The 21004-nt window shown below is 45.3% G+C and carries 17 protein-coding genes and 1 pseudogene; 2 read left to right on the forward strand and 16 right to left on the reverse strand.

Annotated elements, in window-relative coordinates:
- Window positions 1-240 precede the first annotated feature (240 nt).
- From E2980_RS13525 to E2980_RS13555, 7 genes and pseudogenes are all read right to left on the reverse strand, one after another.
- A complete protein-coding gene (locus E2980_RS13525; protein WP_135152706.1) occupies window positions 241-1116 on the reverse strand; it encodes a DUF6999 family protein in 876 nt (291 codons plus the stop codon).
- Entirely contained in the window at window positions 1113-2984 is a 1872-nt protein-coding gene (locus E2980_RS13530; protein WP_135152707.1) for a 3-oxoacyl-[acyl-carrier-protein] synthase III C-terminal domain-containing protein, read from the reverse strand. Before E2980_RS13530 ends, E2980_RS13525 begins: the two co-directional genes overlap by 4 nt.
- Before the next feature lie 181 nt (window positions 2985-3165).
- Entirely contained in the window at window positions 3166-3642 is a 477-nt protein-coding gene (locus E2980_RS13535) for a DinB family protein (protein WP_135152708.1), read from the reverse strand.
- Between the two features lie 57 nt (window positions 3643-3699).
- On the reverse strand, window positions 3700-4158 hold the full coding sequence (locus E2980_RS13540; RefSeq protein ID WP_135152709.1) for a GNAT family N-acetyltransferase: 459 nt from the start codon (window positions 4156-4158) through the stop codon (window positions 3700-3702).
- 45 nt (window positions 4159-4203) lie between these two features.
- A complete protein-coding gene (locus E2980_RS13545) occupies window positions 4204-4782 on the reverse strand; it encodes a hypothetical protein (protein WP_135152710.1) in 579 nt (192 codons plus the stop codon).
- Window positions 4783-4876: 94 nt separating this feature from the next.
- Complete coding sequence (mutT, locus tag E2980_RS13550; protein ID WP_135152729.1) at window positions 4877-5263, reverse strand: 8-oxo-dGTP diphosphatase MutT; 387 nt, start codon at window positions 5261-5263, stop codon at window positions 4877-4879.
- Window positions 5264-5281: 18 nt separating this feature from the next.
- Window positions 5282-5758, reverse strand: a pseudogene (locus E2980_RS13555) (DUF3427 domain-containing protein); the annotation flags it as partial.
- A 373-nt stretch (window positions 5759-6131) separates the two neighbouring features.
- On the opposite strand from E2980_RS13555, the gene E2980_RS13560 reads away from it, so the two are divergent.
- On the forward strand, window positions 6132-6557 hold the full coding sequence (locus tag E2980_RS13560; RefSeq protein ID WP_135152711.1) for a very short patch repair endonuclease: 426 nt from the start codon (window positions 6132-6134) through the stop codon (window positions 6555-6557).
- A gap of 396 nt (window positions 6558-6953) precedes the next feature.
- Here the strand turns inward: E2980_RS13560 and E2980_RS13565 are convergent, their stop codons facing one another.
- The 9 genes from E2980_RS13565 to E2980_RS13595 all read right to left on the reverse strand — a co-directional run bounded on the left by E2980_RS13565 (window position 6954) and on the right by E2980_RS13595 (window position 18960).
- Window positions 6954-7904, reverse strand: a complete 951-nt coding sequence (locus tag E2980_RS13565; protein WP_205699973.1) for a HaeIII family restriction endonuclease — start codon at window positions 7902-7904, stop codon at window positions 6954-6956.
- A 1-nt stretch (window position 7905) separates the two neighbouring features.
- Window positions 7906-8883, reverse strand: coding sequence for a DNA cytosine methyltransferase (locus E2980_RS13570; RefSeq protein WP_135152713.1), 978 nt, complete (start codon window positions 8881-8883; stop codon window positions 7906-7908).
- Window positions 8884-9158: 275 nt separating this feature from the next.
- Complete coding sequence (locus tag E2980_RS24250) at window positions 9159-9308, reverse strand: hypothetical protein (RefSeq protein WP_167747118.1); 150 nt, start codon at window positions 9306-9308, stop codon at window positions 9159-9161.
- 98 nt (window positions 9309-9406) lie between these two features.
- Window positions 9407-10657: a phospholipase D-like domain-containing protein gene (locus E2980_RS13575; protein ID WP_135152714.1), complete on the reverse strand. Its 1251-nt coding sequence runs from the start codon at window positions 10655-10657 to the stop codon at window positions 9407-9409.
- An 11-nt stretch (window positions 10658-10668) separates the two neighbouring features.
- Complete coding sequence (locus E2980_RS13580) at window positions 10669-12369, reverse strand: UvrD-helicase domain-containing protein (protein ID WP_135152715.1); 1701 nt, start codon at window positions 12367-12369, stop codon at window positions 10669-10671.
- 2 nt (window positions 12370-12371) lie between these two features.
- Entirely contained in the window at window positions 12372-13784 is a 1413-nt protein-coding gene (locus E2980_RS13585; RefSeq protein WP_167747119.1) for a 3'-5' exonuclease, read from the reverse strand.
- Between the two features lie 13 nt (window positions 13785-13797).
- Window positions 13798-14010 (reverse strand): hypothetical protein, encoded by a 213-nt coding sequence (locus E2980_RS24255; RefSeq protein WP_167747120.1) that lies wholly within the window; start codon window positions 14008-14010, stop codon window positions 13798-13800.
- The gene (locus E2980_RS13590) at window positions 14007-16562 is read right to left on the reverse strand and encodes a hypothetical protein (protein ID WP_135152717.1); all 2556 of its coding nucleotides are present in this window, start codon (window positions 16560-16562) and stop codon (window positions 14007-14009) included. The genes E2980_RS24255 and E2980_RS13590 overlap by 4 nt, the downstream gene beginning before the upstream one ends.
- Complete coding sequence (locus E2980_RS13595) at window positions 16555-18960, reverse strand: UvrD-helicase domain-containing protein (RefSeq protein WP_167747121.1); 2406 nt, start codon at window positions 18958-18960, stop codon at window positions 16555-16557. The genes E2980_RS13590 and E2980_RS13595 overlap by 8 nt, the downstream gene beginning before the upstream one ends.
- 227 nt (window positions 18961-19187) lie before the next feature.
- Between E2980_RS13595 and E2980_RS13600 the strand changes: the two genes are divergently transcribed.
- The gene (locus tag E2980_RS13600; RefSeq protein WP_135152719.1) at window positions 19188-20909 is read left to right on the forward strand and encodes a hypothetical protein; all 1722 of its coding nucleotides are present in this window, start codon (window positions 19188-19190) and stop codon (window positions 20907-20909) included.
- The last annotated feature ends 95 nt before the right edge of the window (window positions 20910-21004 follow it).

The following is a 21004-nucleotide window of genomic DNA, read 5'->3' on the forward strand; positions in this document are numbered from 1 at the left end:
GAAGGATTTCCTTCCGTCCGCTATATCGTTTCCATTTCCTCCCTCCTGCATTACACGTTGATTGAATCTTACAGCGGCTGCTGACCCTTGTATATTTTGACAATCGGCATTGCTTTCAGAAATTGGGAATCCGACTTTCAAAATGAAGCACTCCTATTGAAAAAGTGATTAAGCAGCGGAATTCCGCGCATTGAATGTCAAAAGGCAGTCGCTGAGATAGCGATTGCCTTTTAAGAAATATTATCGCGATTGCTTATGCTTCAACTCTACGAGAAGCGCATGAAGCTGCTCCGTGGCTAGCCCGTGCAGGACAAGGCGGAAGCCGGCCTTCAACGTCGTGAGCGGTACCATCGGGTGCTTGTTGTTGATAAGCGCGAGCCTATCGTTGCTGCCGATAATCTTGGAAGCCAGAATGCCGATCGTCTCGTCCAATTGCAGGGAATTGGTCGCTCGCCAGAAGTCGTTATCGGTCAGGAACATTTGATAAACGGGCGTGAAGCATTCGATAGCCGTCGTCAGATCCAAGAAATTGGTCCATCTCCGAGGCATGGGCTCTATCGGAAGCGGGGTCGAGGTAATTGCGTCGAAATTGAGCCTATCCTGCTTCGTCACCTCTATATTTTTATCGCGCAGCTCTCGATTGAGATTGATGACGAAATTATATAAATTAAGATCATGGATGAGGAACAGGTCGTCCTTCACGGGCTCAAGGCTCGTCGGCTTCAACGGATTCATCGAAATTTGCACACCGGGCACGTTGTCGCGGATAAATTGCAATACCTCGGAGCCTAAATAGAAATGTCTTAAAATCATATAGTTGGCATTCGGGCTGACGAACGTCTTCATCCCCCAGTACAACACGCGATGCAACAGTTTAGACGAAGTAAAAGCTTTGGGTACGATGATTTTGTAAACTTGCAGCAAAATAATCATCAACCGCGCAAAGGGTCTTAACAAGGGAAGCAGAAATTGCCGCGACTTGCTCGAGCAATCCCTGAGGTAAGCTGCTTTCGCCTCCTCGTTGAACGGAATGCTCTGATCAAGGTAGATGGCCAGAAACGGATTAGGATCGCTTTTGTTGTGGGGCATATTTTTGAAAAAATCGGCTTCCGTCATACGTTCCCCAACTCCTCTAATTGTAAAAGGTACAATCGCGCCGTTGTCTTCGCCGTCTTAACGATCCTTGCGGCTATATCCGCCGTAAGCATCGGATGCTGAACGACGGTTTCCAATCGCTCGAAATGCTTCTCGTCCGAGTCGCTGTGGTATAACAGGAACGATACCTGCTCGTCGCTTAACCCCAACTGATCGCGAATCATCTCTCCCCAATAACGCGCCATCCTGCAGCCCAGCCCTTCGATGATCCACATCGCGCCGATTAAATCGTACGGATTATCGCGACTTGCCCGTTGGAATAGATAGGCGGACAGCGCCTCGCTGCCGATATTCTTCTCCCCTGCCTGAATAGTTGCCAGATCGCCGCCGACGGAGACATAGTTACGCTCGAGGATCTGGAAGTCCCGGTGCTCATCTCGCGCATGGGCGATAAACGTCGAACGAAGCTCGATATGCTCGATCGCGATATAGGATGCAGCGCGGGCAATCCATTGCGAGCCGTCAATCACCTGCTGTCGGATATTTTCCATAAGCGCCTTATAATCATTGAGCGTGAATTTATCGTGATATAGCTTGCGGATAATCGGGACTTGCGCTAGTTTCTGTTCGAAATCGATCCAAGTTTGGACGAGTTGCCTCACGAGCTGTTCCTGTACGGAATCGGCTGAATCATATTCCAAGTGGGGTGCTTCCGGTCGACGTTCTTTGAAGGTGCGAATTGCCCCTTGCCCCTTGGCCTGTGAACCGACGACGGTCAGCAGCATATAAGAGGTCTGGAATCTTCCGCTTTCCGGAACCATGCATAGCACCTGCTCTCCCGGCGAGAGACGATCCGAATTAAGCAACTCCTCCAGCATAATATAGATGGAAGCCGCGCCCGTATTGCCTTTCGTGTATAAATTCGTAAACCATTTCTCTTCCGGGATCGTCAGCCCGCCTAGCTGCAGCAGCCGGAAGATCTCTTCGCGGAAAAAATGGGACGAATAATGGCACACCATCCAATCGATCGCCGATGGATGAATTCGACCTTCCTCCACGAGTTCAAAGAAACGGTTCACCCCCACCTTCGGCATTTCGTTAACGAGCCGGATATCCTGCTTCAGGTTAACCGCCCCATCATCCGCGGCATCATGAATGGATCGGTAATCCAGCCAGGAATTCAGTTGCTCGTTGTCCTTATTCGTTCCCGCATACATGCAGACGTCGTATTTGTTCGCATAGGATTGGTTGTCAATCCATTCGATGCGCAAGGACAATCCGGATGCCGAAGGTTTATGCTGTAACACGGCTGCACCTGCTCCATCGGAGAGCATGAATCGGAGAAAATCGGTGTCGAAAGGTACCGGACGATCCATGTGCGCCGTTTGCGCTTCGAAGCGGGTATGCTTGAAGGCACGGCTTGGAAACTCGCTGGCGCAGGAGACAGCGGTTGCGTGATCCCCGGATAATACGTGCAGATAGGCATTCTTGAGCGCGTGCATGCCGCTGGCACAGACTCCGTGATGGGTTGCGATTTCCATAGCGGGCAAACGGCTCTCGGCATGAACCATACTGGCGAAGCCCGGGACAAGGAGATCTCCCTGCGTCGTGGCCGCGGCCAGAAAACCGATACGGTCCTCGAGCGACTCGACATTGCGATCAAGCGCGTCCCGGATGGCTAGGGATGCCATCTCCGCATTCGTATATTGGCTCTTCTGTTCCTTGTCGATGGCGTAATGCCGATAACGAATTTGATTTTGTTCGAGGATGCGACGTTTCGATTTCGAGCCTTTGCCTCCTACTCGTCCGAGGTAATCTTCTATCTCATCGTTGCCAATCGGCGGGCCGGGAAGAAATTTCCCAATGCTTGTAATATAAACCGGGATCATTGCAAGTCTCCTCAAAGTAAGTTGGTGCGTTCGTTGATTTAATCATCGACGATGACATCATTCGTGTCTAGTACTATCATTTTGTAGTACCGTGAGCGGCAGACGGAAAACAAGAACGCAAAAAGACCGTAAGCCCATTCGCTTACGATCTTTCCGCAAAGTGAAAACCGTCACTTATGGATCAGCTGCCGGTCAGCTTCTTATAGGATTTAATAGTGCCGATGTGCATGCCTTCGTGATACAAGTTAAAGCTCAGGAATTCTCCGATAGTCGCCAGCTTCATGCCTGCCGAAGTCGTGTAAGGCGGGACGACGTCTACGTTCAACCTGGTGCCGAGCGATTCCTGCACTCTATCCAACTGTTCGATTAGCAGCCTTTCAAGCTCAGGCAAAGTCGGCGCAGGTGTCGAGACGTCTGCCGTTAAGGGAGACGAGCCCGTCTCGAAACGCTCCTTGATTCCCTTAGGCAGATGAAGCGGTAAGCCCACGTAATGAAAAGCAAACCGCTCTAGTACAACATAGATGTGCCCGAGATTCCACCGGATCGAATTGCGAAAGCCGTCAGGAATGACATCAGCCTGCTCTTCCGTTACGCCAGCCATCAGCTTAAGCGTTTGCCCCCGTACGAAACGGAGTTGGTCAAATAGCGATTGATCCATATTATACCTCCCGCGAATCGAATTTCAGCTATTATAGCATAAATGTGCCAGCGCTAATCATTTTAGTATAAGCTCCATCGGATCATTACAAAGCGTATATCCATTTCTTACATAGAAGTTCCTGCTCTCGTCGTTAGGCCACACCATAATGAATTCATACTTGTTCTCCGTTGCCCATTTCTCGATCTCCCGTAGGACTTGACTTCCAATCCCTTGCGACCGACAACTAGGAAGGGTATACACATTGGTCATGTAAGCGAATGGATAAGTAATGCGCCCCGGTCTTGGCACCTTGTCTATCAGCTGAATGTATACGTGTGAAACAATATCCGCATCCACTTCCGCAACCCAAATATGCCAACGTTCCCCACGGATCGCTTCTACCAGGAATTCTCTGCATTCCTGCGCAAATAACTCATAATCCCCGTTCACTTCCGGCTGATGCTCTAACGTGAAATCCCATCTCATGCGAATCAGCGCTTCCATGTCCTCTTCTCCTGCTTTTCGGATATTCATGGTCCATCTCCCGTATGTCTGAGTAAAACCGTATTTCGCTTACTTTTATCCATCACAGCGCCTTTTCCACTCCTGCTTTGCCCACTTCCAATAGGAATCTACCTCTTTGGCAGTTCTGACTCTTTGCCTATCAATCCAAAGAACAGGTTTTCCACTTGAACTATCAATTGATAACACTGCAACGCTTGCTAGTGTATGAGATGTAAGTTTTATATCTAATCCCTTGCCCCAACTTTTCAGATTACTAACCTTATTAATAACATGATAATTGAAGTACGAAACAGTATCTTTATTCTCGGTGAAAGTAAAATAATCTCCACATTGACAGTTAATTTCTATTGCATGTATTGTTTTAGAAAGATCATGATAACAATGCCGGAATTTATACTTTTTGAGACAACTGGGACAAAACCACGCATCATTACACGCCATATGCGCCAACTTTATGAATTCCAGAATCATTTCCTTTTGATCATCTGGTTCGTATTGGGATAAGCTTTTAATTTCTTGAACAAAGAACTGAAAAATCTTTAGAAACTTCCCGCTTCCATAAGAGTTCCTTAGTATTTTCGACATGTTATTAATAATCTTAACTTCATTATCCAGTACAGAAATATTCGACATATATAGCCCTCCAATATCATGATGATATTGAAGTTACCCTAAATTGGCACGTTTAGAACACTAGTGTCAATAAAGTATAATTGGTCAACTTAGTTCAACTCTGTGCATACAGTCGCTCCACAAAAGGAACATCCGCCGGAGCCCACTCATATTCCAGCAACTCGTCCCGTTCCGCCCAACGATACTCGTCGTGATCCGTCAGGCGATTTTCACCAGTTGAGTATTTCGCTAAGTAAGCTATAAGCTTAATACGAACCGTCCCATAGTCATGCTCGTTAACTCCAAACCAAACATAAGGCTTGATTTCGATGCCCATCTCTTCCCGCAGTTCCCGAATCAAGCATGTTTCCGGAGATTCACCCGGTTCGAGCTTCCCTCCGGGAAACTCCCACATTCCAGCTTGGGACTTCCCTTTTTTCCGCCTCGCGATCAATATCTGCCCCTGCTCGTTCTTAATAATAGCCGCAGCCACTTTGATCATCCGTTTCACTTCGCCTTCCTACACGATGACTTTATTAGCAGCCGGTACCATCGCCGGAGGCATATCGACCTTAAGCCGCCATACGAAGCTCATAGGTTTATTCCCCTCATGCTTCACGTACTCGGCCTCACCAAGAAAAACAAACGGAGAAGTATAGTTGTGCTCCTCCTTGTACTCCCGGACGAATAAGGCAATCCGTGTCCCCAGCTGCTTATGATGAATGTATCTTTGCGCCGTTTTAGAGTCCTCGGATGTCCGACTTTGTGTTTGCCAGTGAAACAACCGCTCGTTAATCGCATAATCCTCGTACAGCGTGGACGGCAAGAAATCTTTATCCGACTTATTGAGCGTAATGAAGAAGATATCCGTCGTCTTCTCCTCGAAATATTTCACGCCCTCCCGGAAGCTCGGAGCCTTCTCCTCGTTCCAATAGCCGAATGCAGCCAAGATATGATCCATCGAGTAACTGCAATGGATGTCCAACGGGCAAGCGTATTTTACTTCAACTACACTCAGAATTTTTGTAAACCTATTTCAAGAAAAAGATATATTTATTTTTCTGGTCTTGAAATTCGACAAAGCAGTCCGATCGGCTATCTGTTACATGGCCTGAGAGTTTGGAAAATGTTAATTGTGTAGATACTTTAATTTGATGTGGGTCAAAAACTAAATGAGATAGAAATCGCTTGGAAAAGGACCTTAAAAGAGCCTCGTCGCGAAAAATATCTGAGAATATTTCTCTTAAAAAATCCTCCTGTAACTCTCGGTATCCCTGATTTAACAAGCGATAAATACGAGTGAACAATGTTGACAGCTCTGATATCCCATCATTGTACATGTCCACTTTGTTCTATAAAGGGGAAAAGAGATGGATAAAGTTACTCCGGAAACTCGAAGTAAGATTATGAAATCAATAAAGTCGAAATCCAAACTTGAAGATATCGTTTGCAAGGAGCTCTGGAATCGTGGATTTCGATTTCGAAGAAATGTCCGAACATTGATGGGGCAACCAGACATTTCCATAAGCAAGTACAAGATAGTTATCTTCCTAGACTCCTGTTTCTGGCATTACTGCCCAACCCATGGACATACTCCGTTATCCAACGTCGACTACTGGCAGAAGAAAATATATAAGAACATCAAAAGAGACATACTTGTTAACAGTTATTATGAAGAAAAGGGGTGGAGTATTTTACGGATATGGGAACATCAAATCCGAAACAATTTGGCCTATACAATCAAACAGATCATGGATTTCATTGCTGAAGCAAAACAAAAAACTATGAAAATATAACGAAACACCTTATCCTGTAAGGCTTCTCGGGATTCCATTTCTTGTTAATCGTTTTAGCCTTGTTTATCCAAAATTAGCTTGAATTAATGCTTTTGTCTACACGCAGTCTAGCTACTCATATCTGAACATAAGCCAAATAAGCTCATGAACCGAATGAGAGTTATTCGGTTTATGAGTGACGATTATTAATGTTTAAAACTTGGGTTTTGCCTATTTTCTCTTGATTCCAATAATTTTATGGGCAACGATACTCCGCCTGTTTCGCACTCGACATAACTCCAAGGTTACGAAAATGAGCAAGCAAAGCATAATCTATATTTTGGCAATCAGCAAAAACAAACTACCTGCACTTATATAAGTTCAGGTTGTCTTTAACTTTATACAGAATAAGTACGTTCACCATGCCTCATGATGTGTAAAAATACTAGGTGGATTCCCTCTTAACCTGATGTCAAATTTTAAACTAGGTTCTACCTTTGAACTTGCGTTATGTATTCTTGCAGAAACTTCCCAACCTTCATCGCATGCGATTATTATTGTATTATCAGACTCAGGTTTAAAATAAATTCTATATATATCATTAGGTAATCGGAGTCTGGGCATTCTCATCATTGGTACAGTTGTACCTGCCGCTCTATTAAGAGTTCCCAATATTGAGAATCCCTGAACTATCGTCATATTGTTAGAGCTGTCAGCTATTATTTTATAAAAATCATTTCTCCCTAATAAATAACTCATCAATCGCGAAGGGACGATTCCTGGGTTTGCTGCGTTTAATCTCTGTAATTCATTAATAAATGCAGAAAGGATAGGTATATAAAAGCGTTGTGCTTTATCATCAATTTCCGACCAAAGAGCTCTTGCACGTCTTAACTCAACTAACTCGTTAAAAAAAGGTCTAATTTCATCAAAGTATTCTGTAGAAGCAGGAATCCCCAGCCATTCACTTCCGAAATCAATGCTTTGAGATAATCTTGAATGTTTCACTGCATTATGATTATGCTTTACAGAAAATCCTATTTCCCAATCATTTTGCCTTCTAATTGCAAGTACATCCCTAACATCACCACGTCTGCCCGCAGCATCGGATTGGATTGATAAATATAATGGTACATTGGTTAACGGTGTTGACAATTGTGGTTCAAGCCTTACTAAAACCCTTGTAGCTGCATCTGCTGCTTGCCGAAGTTTATTTTGTAAATTTATCTCTGCATCATCAAAAGCATCCCTAGCCGTAATGAGGGCTGGGGATGCTTCAATGTTTACCGGTTGTGTTCTCACTAAAAGATTATGAAATGATTTCAAGCATGCGTACTCGAAAGCCTTTCCATTTAATGTCTGACTCACTTCATACACCAACCTCAACAAGATTTTTGTTTTTGTTTTTAATTTTAAAAGCTTCATCCAGGCTAGACTTTAATGCAACTGCTATTACTTTAGCAAGCTCAACGGGAACGGCATTCCCAATTTGCTTGTATTTCGAAATTAAATCTCCCTGAAAAATTAGATTCGGAGGAAATGTTTGAATTGCTGCTGCCTCCTGCCACGATAATCTTCTTGTAATACCTTCCCCAAACTTCCACAAATCTTTATGGATTTTCTCCATTGCTGGTGATGAAGGATGAAGTGCGACTTGTTTTGCCATTGCAGGAATTGTAAATGACACTTCATTCCAATCCCTTTTTCTGTTTCTACTCATATATCTAGAAGAATAAGGCGCATTGCAAATGTCTTCTTCATTTGGAGTTGGTATGTTCCGTAGTGCATCCTCGAGAGTCAGCGTGTATTCAAAAGCATCAGGCATCTTGAAAGTATATTCAAGCTCCTTATTGATTCCAACTAGAATAACACGCTTTCTGTCTTGTGGAACTCCATAATGAGCAGCATTTACCTCGAATGGGAGTACATTGTAACCTTTATCGCTAAAATCTTCAATTATTGCTTCAAGTATTTTACCATCACCACCAAGAGTCAAAATCCCTTTTACATTTTCAGCAACAAACGCATGAGGTTTTTTAACTCCGACCAACCCAGCAAAAAATCTATATAATGAATTTCTGTTGTCATCAATTTTTCGCGGACCTGCTAAACTAAACCCTTGGCAAGGAAATCCACCTAGAATAACATCTGTATTTGGAACTTCATTAAAATTAATATCTTTAATGTCTTTATCAACAACTTTTGCTTTCGACCATGTACGATGTGTCTCACATGCATCTGTATTAATGTCATTTGCCCAAACGGTCTTAAAGCTACCACTCTTTTCAAAACCCATATCTAACCCGCCTGCTCCACAGAACAGGGAAACAACAGAAAATTTACTCATAGTGTTGCCCCTCCTCATAGTCGTGATACTATTATTCGACAAAACTAGCCACTATCCCTCCGGAACATTTGTTCTCACTTCATTATATTTTAAACGCACAACATTTACAATTAACAATAATTATCGTGTGTTCCTTAGATAATATTTCACTACCACTAAATTAAGCAACAGCTCTGTAAGAACGAAAATCTCCTGCGCTAGTCAACTCCTTTCATAACTCCTTCATAATAGACCGGTAATAGCCCCCAAACTTGACATTCTCGAAGCGCCAAAAGTTAAACCAACTTATGCTGATACCACTTTTTCCCGCGAATCGCTCCCTTTAGCGCTGCCTCTCGCTCCGTGCCGACATCGCCGCCCTTGTGGTTCACTTTGTAATCGAGATTGAATTGTTTGATGCCCTTTACGATGTCGGGCGTCAGCATCTCCTTCGCATCATATACGAGACGTCAATTTACAATTTCATACTAATTATAACACAAAAACAAGAACATATGTTCTTGTTTTTGTGTTATAACCATTCTTAATTTTGCCTAACTATCACCTTGGTAGCCCGTTCCCATAACTGACTGAAGTGCTGCTCATATTGCCTAGTGATGGCTGCATCCTTTACCACCTGAAACGCATTCACTTCCGAAAAACATTGATGCAGAACAGAAAACTCAACACCATCTACTTCGTATTGCATCTCCCGATCATCATCCCAAGCATATTGAGTAGACGTCATGTTCGCCGTCATCACCATCATAGCATCATCTGCGATAATGAATTTATCATGGATGATGGGAGATAAGTACCTTTGCTCGATTTTGGAGTTGCCGATTAAAGCTTCCTCTGACCGAATGGTACGGCCCTTCTCTTCTTGATGGGCACTCGTGGTTTGCGTTAATAAACGAATGTCGATGTTTTTTTGCCCAGCCGCCTCCAGCAAGATATCGACAATGCTCCGCGCTCCATCTATGCTTCCAAAAGGACGAAAATCATTGAAATGTTGAGCGCATAAATAAATACGATTCTGTGCATTCGAAATCAAATCCAAAATTCGCTTCCTTGCATATTGGTTACTTCCTATCGAATCGCATCGAATCCAGGGACCCGTAAACCAAGTTTGATTATGGTCCAAATTCGGCCAATCCACTTGATGAGCGATGGAATAATGGGCGTCAAGGTTGTTGTTATCCTCGAGAAAACGTTGATAGGACGGTATATCGAGTGTATTGGCGTAAAGCGATTCGAAAAAAGCGGTAAATCGAGCAGTAGTATCCGGATCTCCCGCAGTCACCAACATATTCTCGCTATGCGATGGATCGCCGCACGCCATGTTGCTTGACGTGAGCACACATTTTGAAAAGCCCTCCGTAAACTTTGCAAGCATACATTTGACATGTAAACTGTAAACGTCAGAGCCTCGCTTGACCTGCTTCCGCTTCCAAACGTATGTGTGCGGAAAAATACGGAGATCGATTGCCCCCGGATCTTCATAAATCTGTTGTGCGAATTCCCGTTTGGAACGCTTAGCCCGATACCCATCCACTTCATATGGTTGGTCGCTGTATCCGCTAAGAGGAATCGAGATGACGACGACCTTCGTTCCGGCGGCAGCTTTTTTCTTTAAAAACTCATGCAAGTAAGGATTATTATACAAAAACATAGAAATCCAGATCTCTTGGGCTCCTTCGAGTTCGTTCATGAGGTTCCTTAGCAGCTTAGGGGAGCTCCCATGTTTTCCTCTTTTCCGAAAATCCACCGGTATCTCAAAGAACGCTTTATACAAGAACCTCCCTCCTATCTGGAAAACATGGTTTTATTAAATCCGAAATTCTCGTAATCACGACTCTGGAAATCTCGAATAAAAGGCGACAGATACGTCGGCTTCTCCCCTACGCAAAGCATGATGGTCTTCTGTCTGGCACGGGATAGCGCGACATAAAGAACCTTTTTCTCTTCATTCAAAATACTGTCCAAGTCTTGGTCAAATGCGTTGGAGCCCGTTTCCCCATTATGCCGTTTTTCAATCACTTTGATTTTATTCTGAAGCGGGTAATGTTCCCGGTCAAAATGGAGAATAAAAACGTAATCGAATTCGAGCCCTTTAATCGAGTAGGCATCCGTAAAGAAAATAGGCGGATTCAGCTTGTCGTAATCAAACTTTCTTCCATAGCTTTCCACACCAATAATGCTGAATTCACGCGCCAATCGAATGCGAGCCGAGGAATTGTTAATTTTCCATTGGTTTCCCTCGTATCTATGGATAATCGCGACACTCGCTTTCGGGTCTTCCCTGCGGATCTTATGGACTTCTTGAACAAGGTAATTCACCATCCGGGAAACTTCGGTATATAACCGTATTTCGGGCTTCGGCCCCTCACGGACGAAGATCAAATCGTCTTCCCGATCATTCTCTGTATCCAAAAACCGAATGGAACGCGCCAGCTTCATATTTTGCTTCGTCGAACGGAAATTCCGTCTGAGCTTCTTGCTTCGGCGACCTTCCACCTCTATGCCGAGTGCCTTCAAGGAGAAGGGAGAACGGCGATAAATCCGCTGTTTATCGTCACCGGTCATCGTAATACTCTTTTTGAACAGCGTGCTGAGCGCCAAGATCTGCATCGGTTGGAGATCCTGCATTTCATCGATATAGATATGGTCGTACTTGAGCGCCTCGGGGATTTTTCCGATTCGTTGCAGCAATAACAACGCATAATCCTCAGGGTCGTAATCTCCAGGCCACCGCTCATTGCGGAATCGTTCATAGCCTTGGAAAATTTCAAAGATCGTTTTTCGCTGTTCTACAGTTAACCGAGGATTGGTGCCCCGCCCTACCCGATCGCATTCCAAGTATTTTTTCTCATCGATAAACCCATTTCCCTTCATCCAAAGAATCTCATCCCGAACGAACCCATCCATGTGGGTCGTATACAATTGCCGGGATCGGGGCAGCGATTTATATTCCTTGGATTTCATATAATTCGTCAAATACGCTTCGGTCCGGCGGTACACATTGTCCTCCTCCCGGCTTGTGCTTACCGTCGTCGTCCGGATCGACTCGAGCCGCATTAAGCCGACAGCTTTCATAAGTTCACTTACCATCTGGTGGAAGGTCATCAGATGGATGGTGTGATTTTGCTGCAAATCCCGGTAAACCGGTGACTGTCTGCAGCGCTTTCGTGCATCCTCAATTAAGGTTGTACTGTACGTTACATACAAAAGACGCTGGGACCGGGACTCCTCAGCCATCGATTTAAACATTCGCCCAAGTAACGTCACGCTTTTGCCGCTGCCTGCCGAACCGTTAACCAATAAATATTTGTCCCGTTGCTGCACGACCGCTAACTGTTCGCGGCTGAGCGTGATCGTATCGAATAAGTTCCCTGCTTTGAGAAAACTGTTCCAATAATGGCGGTTTTGAACGGCAGCATCTTTGCGATACTCACGGTCAGTCCAAGCGTCGGATAACTGGTTCCAGAAGTAATTTTCAATCGCCATTTTTACCTTCCCACACCTTCATAGCGGTAAAGTGCCGGGTCCAGTTCGTCAATAAACCGGGAACGGCGACCGTAATATGTCATAACCAAAACTGATTTGGCCCGAGTAATGGCGACATATAATAACCGGCGCTCCGTTGACAGGGTATCTTCATCCAAATCCTCGGCCTGATCATATATCGGAATGACTTTTTCACGCAGACGATAAAGAAAGACTGCATCAAACTCCAGCCCTTTGGCCGAATGAAAAGATAAGAGCTTCACACCCGGGCGAAAAGCACTCCCGCTCATTTTTTTGACGTACTCGGCAGGAACGCCGAGCGGTGGCAGCCGCTTTTGAAACTTCGAGAGAGAAGCGTTTTTCCGGCACAGAATGCCGATCTTCCAGTTGGGATTTAACCGATACAGCTCTTGGACGGATCGAAGAACATACTCCTCCTCTTCGTCGTACCCGCCGCATTGAATCAGCCTGGGTACCGGGCCTTCTCTTTGAGGGACGACGGGATGAACGAACTCTTCATCTCTGTCTTTATAGATGGGATCGTGTTTTTGCAAGCTGTACGCCAACTCAATGATTTGCTTCGTCGAACGAAACGAATCGTGAAGGACCTTCGTTCGTCCACCGGTGATATTGATGCCGATATCCCGCCAAGTGAACGAGGTATTGTAAATTTTCTGACCCTTGTCGGCTGCAATAATCATTCTCTTATTGGCACATTTGCGAAGCAGTTTCAACTGAATTTCCTGCAAATCCTGTGCTTCATCAATGAGGACATTATCCAAATCTTTGAGTGGACCCAGCTGTGCGAAAGACCGATCCAAAATAGCGGCCAGATCGTCAAAGTCAGCTTGACCCAAGCGTTTGAGATCACCTTGATATTGCTGAAACACCGCGAATATGACTTCACGGCCTTTTTGGTCAACGTTTACCTTCGTTCCCCTGCCTGTTCGTTCGGCTTGTAGATAGGATTCGAGCGTAAATAAACTCTTCCCCTTAATCCAGCTAATTTCTTCTGCCAAGAAGTCAAAGTACTTTTCTTCTGCCACAAGCCGATGAGGCGCGGTCTGACAAACACTCATAACGGAGTTTCGAAGGAGTTCTTCTTGCTCATCCCCCTTAACCATTTGCATGCGAATATTCAGCTTCGCCAACATGCGCGACGCCCAGGAGTGGAATGTGTAAACATGAAGGCGATCCGAGCCAATCATTGCCGCCAATTCTTTGGCATAAGCAGCCAGCGTCCCATTGTACGTGAACAGGTACACATTCTCCCGCTCTTGAGCCGCCAGAATCTTATTCGCTTTATTGAGCAGAACCAATGTTTTTCCGCTTCCCGCGATCCCTTTGATTAACATTTCCTTGCCGTCATAGTCTACGGCTTCCTGCTGTTTGAGCGTTAATGTGATCTCGATCATTCGCTTCTGCTCCTTATAAGAATCCGTCGTCGTCATCATCCGTGGGGTCGAATATGGCTTCAAATTCGCTCGGAAGGGTCTCATCCGTACGCAGATTGGCCACCTCCGCTGCCAGTGCCGCCGCATGAGAGGAAGCAGATTTTGCCATCCATTCTAGCATCTCTGTGTTACTGCTCCTGGACCAGCGCATCGCGATCGACTCGAACAATCGGTTGTCGAAGCTCATTGGATGCTCCTTAGCTGATCGTCAATCGCATAATGCCCGTCACGGCACTGGGATAAGTGCGGACAGAACCGACAGAGCTTGGACGGCTTTGCCTCCAGTTGAAGCTCATCTTGCCCACGAACGTGCTCCAGCAAGGTTCTTCCCGATTGGCCGTAACGCATCGCATCCCTGGCAGGTTCCATTAAATCAATGCCACCGTTATCATGATCCTTATAGTAGTTCACCAAGAACTGGAACCGTTCCCGGCCACGGACATAATCGCGATCACCAATACTTGAATATTTCATATCGAAAAGATCCTTATATTGGATAGCCTGCTCCGCAATCATACGTTTTCTGACTTTTGACCAGTGAGGAAACAGCTCCGACATCTGTTGGGTAACATCTTCGTCAGAACTATCCGATAGCTTGTATCCGGCTTCCAACAACGCCTGATATAAAAATTGTTGGTGGAAGTCCGAAGAGTAAACCGCATACGGTTTCGACAAGATGCTATAATAAAACCGGCGCGGACAAAGTGCCGCCTCCGCCGCTGCATCCACGGGATAATCCATAAGGAGCGGCTGTACCGCATCGGCATCCTCTTTGAAGATTGTTGGGGCAGTACCGGCTTGGAACAAAGCACCGTAATCGGTTCCTGCCGGTTCCACACCCAACAAGCTGATGTAGGCGGATTCATCGTAAGTCAAATTATCGAAATTGCGAATCCAGGAGATGGTGACATTCTCCGCAAAAGCAAGCACGCTGTAGTACAAATACCGCGCGATCTGCGGCGCAAACTCTTCCCTCATAAACAAGAGTGAAATCTCTTCTTGGCATGTGGAGATCGAACGCAAGGTATCCCGAGTCATGGGCCAAGGAAGCGGCGAACTAGTGTAAGGCAAACTTTCTTCGTCAATCCCGCAAAGATGAACATCGGAACCAAGGAGTGCCGCGCCGTCGGCGTCTTCAAATTGCCGGATTGGCTTCATCTCTGGCTGATTCTCGTCTTGAAGGAATTCGCCGCCGAGGTAGAGCGAAATGGCGTACGACAAATCTTCTACATAAAACGCCTCATCCGAGGAGAAATCTCTGCGAAACCGCTCTAATAGCTCATGGAAAAGCTTCTTTTCCGTCTCGTTGAACTCTGCCGATTGGATTCCCGCATCCATAAACTGCTCCAGCTTTTCAAAGTGCTCACGAATTGTCACTTGCCTCGAGCCCGAGAACAACAGTTCAGCTTGCACAAATAACGCCTCAATCAAATTCGTCACGACGCGTACGTCTTTAGCCGGAACGTTAAAATAACTGAAACGAATCATCGGATTCTCGGCGATCCGATGGAATCTATTTTCGGACTGCGCGAAAGCTTCCACCGGACCTTCTTGGATCTGTAACAGCAATTTGGCCCGTTTTCGCCAGTCCGCCAGAATGACGCACCCTTGGAAATAGGGCAATAGCTCTTGCAACTGTTTCAGATAAGCCCTGCCGTTCTGGTCGTCATGAAGCAGCCAACCGGAAGAGAAGCACTCAAATAGGCCCTTTTCCGTCAGTTCCAGCCTCGATTTCCGCTCATTCCACATCAGATGCAGATGATACAAATACTGACCGATGGGATAGGAAAGGAAATGCCTTTGCTCAAAGGAGTCAGGCACATACTCTTTGAGTCTGCCGTTTAAACTTCCCTCTTTGGGCGAGATGTAGAGCGACTCGTTTACTTTATAATGGTCGAGAAACTCCGAGAAATCGAGGAACTTATAAACTTCGGGAGGCCAAATATCCTGGCTCGGCTTTACGAGCGTCCCTTCAAAAGCCGAACTGAACTGATCGCCATAATTTAAGCCTTCGGTAGGTTGCACACTGTATTTCCACGCTGCCCTGTTTACCCAAGACCCCAGATAAGCTTCCACGGATGCAAATGTATTCGGATATCTCTCATCGTAGAGATTTAAGAAAATCAAGCCGATTCCGTTCGCTTCTAGTAGTGTAAGTATGCGATGTTGCAAAGGTGTAATGAAGTAGAAGCCATGCAGAACGACAAACTCCGGCCACTGCTTCCTGTTCTCGGACAGCATCCACTTAAACTGGGCTTTAAACAACTCCGGAGTTTGCAATAATGCCCGAGTTCGCCCAAACGAGGAGATTTCGTTTTCCATCCGCCTCCAACAGCGTTGAAACAACTCCTCTTCCTTGGTGCTTGGCGAGAAATCGATCGGTTTCATGCCCATTTCCGTCAACACCCGCATGGAGAGCAGAACATTCTGTTGATTGTGGCGGAATGCATAAGTTAAACGTTCCGGAAAATGAGGATCGGCTCCTTCTTCCCGGATGATGTTCGTGAGCCGCGCGAATTGCGTGAGTTTCGTTGTCGGCCGGGTCCACGTACCCAAGATCCCATTGATAAAAGGACCGGCATTTTCTAACCATTCGAATTCTTCATACCTTGACTTAATGCCCTCAAATAAGCTGACAGTTGCACAGATATGAAGGACATTCTTCCCTCTGTAGGGCTTTAATTCCGCGCACTCTTCCAGCTTAAGAAGATGGTTATAGGCAATCATTTGACTAGGCATTTGCGTAGGACCCCCGTTTGGAAAGGAGCGTATACCAGTTCTTGAAGGTTCGTGCCCGGTTGGCAACAACCCAAAGGCGGCTCTCTGCTCGGGTTATTGCGACATAAAGAAGGCGCGTTTCTTCCTTAGCTGCTTCGTCTTCCTCCATATTTTGAAGACCTTGATGAACGGAGCTCCCGTATTGTTGGTCTCCCTTGCGGATAAACCATCCGGCATGCCATTCGTGACCCCGTTTTTCCAATAATAGTTCACTCTGTGCGTAACGGAAGACACGATCCGTAAACGGTACGATCACGGTATGGAACTCCAGCCCTTTGGATTTATGGACGGTCATGATCTGAACCCGATCTGCTTGTTCCTCTTCTTCCAGTTGCGGCTCATCCTCATCGCGATTGACAGCCATTTGCAATTGCAACCACTGATGCAGTGAATAAAGGGTCATAAATTCCGAGGAAAACTGTCGATGGATTAACTCGAACAGGTGGTTGAGATTTAACTGATACTGCAAGGCGCGAGCCCTGGATTCCGCTTCGTTATCCTGATCGGGATACTTCCGATTTAATTGCTCCAGCTCCAAACTGTAATGGTTACCAACCGGATCCGCCTCTTCGACGATGCGCCGAAGCACAGCAAGAACAGGTGAAATCCGCAGATCCTCCAGATAGCCTTGCCATGTTCGATATGCATCCAAATTCGTAATAAACTCGAGCAAGCGCGATTCGTCCCCCTCCAAACGAGGCAGAACCGTCCAATCGATTCGAATCGAAGAGTAGGGCGAATTCAGCATATTCAGGAGGGAGGACGGCTGATTCGAAAAGAGGAGCCCTCTGACCAGCGCGTAGAAATCTTTGGCCGCCTGGCTAAGATAGAACGTCCCGCCGATATTGAGCTGTACATGGATCCCCGCGCGTTCGCACCATGTCCGCAGATACATCGCCTGATTATTTGTCCGGACCAGAACCGCGATCTTATGTTGAGCCGGGTCGGTCAGGCTTGACTTCGCCTCACGAATAAAACGAATCGTATATTCCTCTTGGAGTTGGCTGAAACGTTCGAACGACGGCCGTTCTATTCGATAGTGATCGGGGTTATGGCTCGGTTTCACCCCTTGGAGCCGATCTTTATTTCCATACGGAAGAAGCCCCTCTTCCCCCCATGCGCCAAAGTGCGGATGCATCTTCTCCAAAAGCTCCACAGAGGACCGATAGTTGGTGGTAAGCGAGTAATTTTTTAAACTTTGGTCCAAAGCACCGAGTTGACCGCGCAGAATATCGAAAGCGGTATACTTGGCACCCCGGAACCGGTAAATGCTTTGCTTAATATCACCAACGACAAAAAGCCTGAGTTTGTAGGCATCCACGAGCCTGGCGGCGAGTTTGATTTGAATATCGTCGGTATCCTGGAACTCGTCCACAAATAAGTACGAAATGGGATTCGCATTTTGGAATAAGGATTTTTGGTTATTCGTGATCGAATCCAGCTGCCGCGTCAGGTCGTTGAGCGAGATCGCGTTCATATCATACTTTAACTGTTGAAGATCGGCTTCGCAGGCTGGAAAAATAGAAGAGAAAAGCTTGTGCAGCGATTCGCTGTCTCCGCCGGCGTTTCCCCATTCCAAATGGCGGATCTCGTGCTCAGTTAACCCTTTCTTCTCCATTTCCTCCCAGTAACTGTTCGCCGTATTCACGATTTTATAAAGCATCATGCCGTTAAACCGCTCGAGAATGTTGTCCGGATCCCCTTCAGATTCCATCCAAAGGTTAATGTGCTTTTCAATGATCTGTTGCCGCTCCATCTTGAAGCTCTTAATGCGAACATTGGATCCGTAACCTACGATGGCCCCTAAATTCTTGACGAGCTTACGGGCAAAAGAGTGAATCGTGCTGATTTGCATTTTGGGGAGCTCTTCGATGTATCGTAAGTATTTGACTGCTGTCGTCGCTTGGTACCTTTTGTAGAACTCTTCCCGAAGCTTTTGAAACATTCGATGGGACGCTTCCCGGGTGAACGTAATCATCGCCATTTCTTGCAGAGGAACATTCGTCGTATGTAGAATAAAGAGGATTCGCTGAATCATAACGGTGGTTTTTCCGGTTCCTGCACCAGCTTTCACGTTTAAATGCATCTGAGCAGGGGCATGTTCAACCAAATACTGCTCCAAGTTAAACTTGCACAGCGTTGTAATGCGCTTAAGCTGCCTGCGCTGGGCGAACGATCCTATCCGCCCGTCAATAATGAATAAAGTCGCATATAATGAGACATTGCTGGGCGATAAAACGAACACAAAGAGCATATTGGCTTTCCTATAAGACTCTAGCGATTCAAGCCCCTGCTCCGAATCGCTAAACAGAATAACTTTAATGCCCCTCGCTAAATAAAGCTCTAAATCAAGTGGCATGTCATCCCTAAATGCAACAAGTAAAACTGAATGCTTGGGTGTTTCCATCTAAACCATACTCCCTACTAGCCTCTTTTTTGTAGAATGAAAGATGAATGGACATAGAGCGTAAATTTCCATACTAGTAATCTTGGACTATAATGGAATTATAACAGCATTACCAAAGAACCAACATTAATTATTAACTAAATTAAATTTCATGTATATATTGAATTCGGGGTGTTCTTATGGCAAAACCAAGATTCATAGGTGATCAGCATGTAAGAGAAGTATACAAGGCTCTCGTGCACAGAAAAGAGTCCAGGGCTTGGTCTAGTGAGTCTACAGAGGTTGCCAGAGAGACGGCACGCTTCATCTGGACCAGATTTCCGAACCCGGAGCAAATTGTATGCAAATTCGATCATTCAAATCCGGATTTACATCCCGATCTCACTATCTTAACTGCAAACAGTGTTTATCCAATCAATTTATTTTCAATCACTGGTAGCCAAAAAGTTCAGCAGAAAAATCTTGGTGCCAAGAGCTTCTTGTCGAAATATTTCTTGTCAGATGATCTCCAAGCCCAATTTAATCATTATTTCAATTATGTATACACAATCTTCTTGGAAGAGCTGTTGGAAGCAAAGTCGATCGCTATGCCTTCTAATATTGAAGACTTAAAAACCGTGGTTCGTGGTCACTTCCCACATTTTGACGAACTAAGCAGCCCATGCAGAAGTCGTTTTTTACTTTCCATTCGTGATCATAGTTTCATGCTGTTGCAAAACCACTACAACACCAACCCCGATGGTTTTATGTACGCATTTGATGAGTTATTATTAGCGAACCAAATGAACGTCGTCACTCGAATTTATAAAGATAGGGTAACTGTTGAAGAACTTAAACCTGTGGCTGGCGAATATAAAGACATTGTCGTTTACAAGAAAAACCGAGACACCATTGGAATTCAATACGGCTCTGTTGCTCTAACACTTCGATTTAAATTTGAGAGTTCTCCACTTTCAGCGATCAAGCTAGCCGCGAGTTACGAGGAGCATTCCAGTACGGCTGAATTTTTAAATCAAACGAAATTGGTCAACCAGCGTTCTATTGCACAGATGGAGGCAATCTGGACTCAAACTCTTTTTTCTAAAAGTTCAAACATTAGCAATGCGGTTGGCAAATGCCATGAGGCATTCTCTTATTACTGGTTATTGGTCAAAAATCCAGGCATCATACAAAACGACGAACAGGAGTGCAGCTCCTATTTTCATTCGTATTTGTCAAAGATTGATCAAACGACAGCTACTGCCATTCGGCAAAGTTCAGAGCAAACTGCAGAATTGATCATGAAGTATATTCATGAAAAAAGAAATTCTGCTACCTTGGAAGGAATCCAGCTGGTCGCAGATATTTATACCAGTGATCGCTTAAATACAGGTGATGTGAAAGTATCTATACGACACCGTAACGGGCAAGTTGATGAAATATATATTTCGCTAAAAGCCATTCGTAACATGGTGAAAAAAATCACAACAAAAAATCCTGGAATGGGCACGCTTTTGGGCGCAACTTACTTTGATCTTCAAGAGGATCTTCGCGATAAAGTAGCGACCGTCCAGGCTGAATTCGAGCAGGGGCAACTTAGCCACCAAGATTGCTTAGAAGCATTGTCGCAAGAAGTTGGAATGGCACTTTCGAGAGCCTCACAAGGGAACTTGGTTCAAGGCATTCAAAACCTACTAGGTCATGCGCTAACGGTCATTACTGCCTATCAACAGAACAGAACAATTTATGTGGAGCATTCTAATATCACAAGCCGAGTAATCGTCCATCGGAATACACCCACTCGGATTCAGACTACTTTACGATGGAACGAAAACGAAGAAGAGTTATCACTTCGGATTAAATTTAGTGGCGGTCATTCCCACGGATGGAGAGTCTGTAAAATAGATTGTGTAAACTCCTAAACCCATTAAAATGGAAGTATACGAGAGGTTGGGGAGAACACATGGGATTATGGACAAAGCAGCAACTCCGAGCGTTTATTAAGGAGAACAAATTG

The organism is Cohnella luojiensis (assembly GCF_004564235.1).
Taxonomy (GTDB): Bacteria; Bacillota; Bacilli; order Paenibacillales; family Paenibacillaceae; genus Cohnella; species Cohnella luojiensis.